At 32.8% G+C, this 4289-nt stretch carries 3 protein-coding genes and 1 pseudogene; 2 read left to right on the plus strand and 2 right to left on the minus strand.

Annotated features, from left to right (window positions below; all coding sequences use genetic code 11):
• Positions 1-640 (minus strand): ribonucleotide reductase N-terminal alpha domain-containing protein (locus tag BXU11_RS16895; RefSeq protein ID WP_139363542.1); only part of this gene is annotated, 640 nt, incomplete at its 3' end.
• 211 nt (positions 641-851) lie between these two features.
• Positions 852-1829, minus strand: coding sequence for a ribonucleotide-diphosphate reductase subunit beta (locus BXU11_RS16900; protein ID WP_078212697.1), 978 nt, complete (start codon positions 1827-1829; stop codon positions 852-854).
• A 634-nt stretch (positions 1830-2463) separates the two neighbouring features.
• Between BXU11_RS16900 and BXU11_RS16905 the strand changes: the two are divergent.
• Together BXU11_RS16905 and BXU11_RS16910 are read left to right on the plus strand one after the other, a co-directional pair.
• Positions 2464-3440: pseudogene (locus BXU11_RS16905) on the plus strand (ribonucleotide-diphosphate reductase subunit beta).
• Positions 3441-3650: 210 nt separating this feature from the next.
• A partial coding sequence (locus tag BXU11_RS16910) for a ribonucleotide reductase N-terminal alpha domain-containing protein (protein WP_139363542.1) occupies positions 3651-4289 on the plus strand: 639 nt, incomplete at its 3' end.

Below are 4289 nucleotides of genomic sequence, written 5' to 3' on the forward strand. Positions count from 1 at the left end.
TTTGAGGCTTTGGTGTTCCGGCATTAAATAAAGTTGGCGTTGCGTGCGTAAAGAATTTTTTAGACATTAAGTCGTAGGTTTCAATAACCGATTCTAAATCGTTTAAATGAATACCAACAGAAACACGCATCAACATATGTTGTGGACGTTCAACTATTTTTCCATTGATTTTCAGCAAATAAGAACGCTCTAAAGTTTTAAAACCAAAATAATCATAATTAAAATCACGGTTATAAATGATATGAGAATTCAAGAATTCAGCATTTTCCATGATTACTTTATGTACTTCATCCGAAAGCAAGGGTGCCTTTTGACCATTTCTAGGGTTTACGTAATGATACATTTCGTTCATGGTCTCTGAGAACGATTTGTTAGTGTTTTTATGTAAATTAGAAATAGCAATACGAGCGGCTAATTGAGCATAATCAGGATGCGCAATAGTCATAGATGCAGCTGTTTCGGCTGCTAAGTTATCTAATTCAGAAGTAGATACACCGTCATACAAGCCTTCTATAACTCTCATGGCAACTTTTACAGCATCTACTAAATCATTCAAACCATAGCATAGTTTTTTAATTCTATCTGTGATTTTGTCGAACATTACAGGCTCTTTGTGGCCATCTCTTTTTACTACGTACATAAGTTTTGGTTTTAAAAAACAGCAAATCCCTTTGCTATTTTAGGGTATTTGTAAAAATTGAATTGGGAAACTAATCCCTAGAATGCATTGATTGGTTTGAGGCAAAGGATCCCTTATCACCTTAGTAAGTAATGCCTAAAAAAGACAAAATTTAATAGGTAATAAAAAGAACTAATTACTTCTAATTACTAAACGATACTACTTCACTTTTTTAAAAATCAGCGTCGAATGAAATCTTCTGCGCTTCACTGTCTGTGTTCATTACGCCCGCTTTCTGATATTCTGCTACTTTTTTCTCAAAGAAATTGGTTTTTCCTTGCAATGAAATCATATCCATGAAGTCAAAAGGATTTGTGGTATTGTATTCTCTTTCGCAACCTAACTCAACCAACAAACGGTCGGTTACGAATTCTAAATATTGTGTCATTAAACCTGCATTCATTCCAATCAAACTAACCGGAAGTGACTCAGTGATAAACTCTCTTTCAATATTTAAGGCATCTACTAAGATGGCTCTGATGCGCTCTTTAGGAACTTTATTAATCAAATGATGATTATGTAAATGCACCGCGAAATCACAGTGAACACCTTCATCACGAGAAATCAACTCGTTAGAAAAAGTCAATCCTGGCATTAAGCCACGTTTTTTCAACCAAAAAATAGAACAAAAACTTCCTGAAAAGAAAATCCCTTCAACAGCGGCAAAAGCAATCAATCGCTCTGCAAATGAATCAGACTCAATCCATTTTAACGCCCATTGTGCTTTTTTCATAATGGCTGGAAAAACCTCAATCGCCGTAAACAATTGGTTTTTCTCTACTTCATCTTTCACATAGGTATCGATCAATAAAGAATAGGTTTCACTATGAATATTTTCCATCATAATTTGAAAACCATAGAAAAATTTAGCCTCAGCGTATTGTACTTCATTTACAAAATTCTCAGCTAAATTCTCATTTACAATACCATCAGAAGCGGCAAAAAAAGCTAAAATGTGTTTGATAAAATATTTCTCATCCTCACTTAATTTGTTGTTCCAATCACTTAAGTCTTGTGATAAATCAATTTCTTCAGCCGTCCAAAAACTGGCTTCCATTTTCTTATACCATTCCCAAATATCATGATGTTTGATCGGAAAAATTACGAAACGATTTTTGTTTTCTTGTAAAATTGGTTCTAATTGCGACATTTTTATGATTTATTTTTTTAATTTTTAAGCGAATTTTAATGCATTTGGGGATTACAAAGATTGTGAAATTAAGCGTGGTTTGAAAGCCAAACTTATTCACAATCCCCCCTAGTTTTTAACAAAGATGGTTTTTTAAAAGTTTTACTACATTAAGATTCAATCTATTGAATTTCAATAATTTGCATCTCAACAAAACGGCTGAAGCACCGTAAAATATAGGATTTAAAAACTCAGATACAAGAGAAAAAAATTATTTTTTTTGATTTATTTTTTTTAAGTCATTTGCTACTTTCTCCAGCTCTCATTAGAAGGTTTGGTGAAAACTGGTATTTAGAGCTGGAGAAAGTAGCAAATGACTTAAAAAAATAAATCAAAAAAAATAATTTTTTTCTCTTGTATCTGAGTTTTTAAATCCTATATTTTACGGTGCTTCAGCCGTTTTGTTGAGATGCAAATTATTGAAATTCAATAGATTGAATCTTAATGTAGTAAAACTTTTAAAAAACCATCTTTGTTAAAAACTAGGGGGGATTGTGAATAAGTTTGGCTTTCAAACCACGCTTAATTTCACAATCTTTGTAATCCCCAAATGCATTAAAATTCGCTTAAAAATTAAAAAAAATAAATCATAAAAATGTCGCAATTAGAACCAATTTTACAAGAAAACAAAAATCGTTTCGTAATTTTTCCGATCAAACATCATGATATTTGGGAATGGTATAAGAAAATGGAAGCCAGTTTTTGGACGGCTGAAGAAATTGATTTATCACAAGACTTAAGTGATTGGAACAACAAATTAAGTGAGGATGAGAAATATTTTATCAAACACATTTTAGCTTTTTTTGCCGCTTCTGATGGTATTGTAAATGAGAATTTAGCTGAGAATTTTGTAAATGAAGTACAATACGCTGAGGCTAAATTTTTCTATGGTTTTCAAATTATGATGGAAAATATTCATAGTGAAACCTATTCTTTATTGATCGATACCTATGTGAAAGATGAAGTAGAGAAAAACCAATTGTTTACGGCGATTGAGGTTTTTCCAGCCATTATGAAAAAAGCACAATGGGCGTTAAAATGGATTGAGTCTGATTCATTTGCAGAGCGATTGATTGCTTTTGCCGCTGTTGAAGGGATTTTCTTTTCAGGAAGTTTTTGTTCTATTTTTTGGTTGAAAAAACGTGGCTTAATGCCAGGATTGACTTTTTCTAACGAGTTGATTTCTCGTGATGAAGGTGTTCACTGTGATTTCGCGGTGCATTTACATAATCATCATTTGATTAATAAAGTTCCTAAAGAGCGCATCAGAGCCATCTTAGTAGATGCCTTAAATATTGAAAGAGAGTTTATCACTGAGTCACTTCCGGTTAGTTTGATTGGAATGAATGCAGGTTTAATGACACAATATTTAGAATTCGTAACCGACCGTTTGTTGGTTGAGTTAGGTTGCGAAAGAGAATACAATACCACAAATCCTTTTGACTTCATGGATATGATTTCATTGCAAGGAAAAACCAATTTCTTTGAGAAAAAAGTAGCAGAATATCAGAAAGCGGCGTAATGAACACAGACAGTGAAGCGCAGAAGATTTCATTCGACGCTGATTTTTAAAAAGTGAAGTAGTATCGTTTAGTAATTAGAAGTAATTAGTTCTTTTTATTACCTATTAAATTTTGTCTTTTTTAGGCATTACTTACTAAGGTGATAAGGGATCCTTTGCCTCAAACCAATCAATGCATTCTAGGGATTAGTTTCCCAATTCAATTTTTACAAATACCCTAAAATAGCAAAGGGATTTGCTGTTTTTTAAAACCAAAACTTATGTACGTAGTAAAAAGAGATGGCCACAAAGAGCCTGTAATGTTCGACAAAATCACAGATAGAATTAAAAAACTATGCTATGGTTTGAATGATTTAGTAGATGCTGTAAAAGTTGCCATGAGAGTTATAGAAGGCTTGTATGACGGTGTATCTACTTCTGAATTAGATAACTTAGCAGCCGAAACAGCTGCATCTATGACTATTGCGCATCCTGATTATGCTCAATTAGCCGCTCGTATTGCTATTTCTAATTTACATAAAAACACTAACAAATCGTTCTCAGAGACCATGAACGAAATGTATCATTACGTAAACCCTAGAAATGGTCAAAAGGCACCCTTGCTTTCGGATGAAGTACATAAAGTAATCATGGAAAATGCTGAATTCTTGAATTCTCATATCATTTATAACCGTGATTTTAATTATGATTATTTTGGTTTTAAAACTTTAGAGCGTTCTTATTTGCTGAAAATCAATGGAAAAATAGTTGAACGTCCACAACATATGTTGATGCGTGTTTCTGTTGGTATTCATTTAAACGATTTAGAATCGGTTATTGAAACCTACGACTTAATGTCTAAAAAATTCTTTACGCACGCAACGCCAACTTTATTTAATGCCGGAACACCAAAGCCTCAA

Origin of the sequence: Flavobacterium sp. LM5, assembly GCF_002017945.1 — a bacterium.
In the GTDB taxonomy this organism is placed as follows: Bacteria; Bacteroidota; Bacteroidia; order Flavobacteriales; family Flavobacteriaceae; genus Flavobacterium; species Flavobacterium succinicans.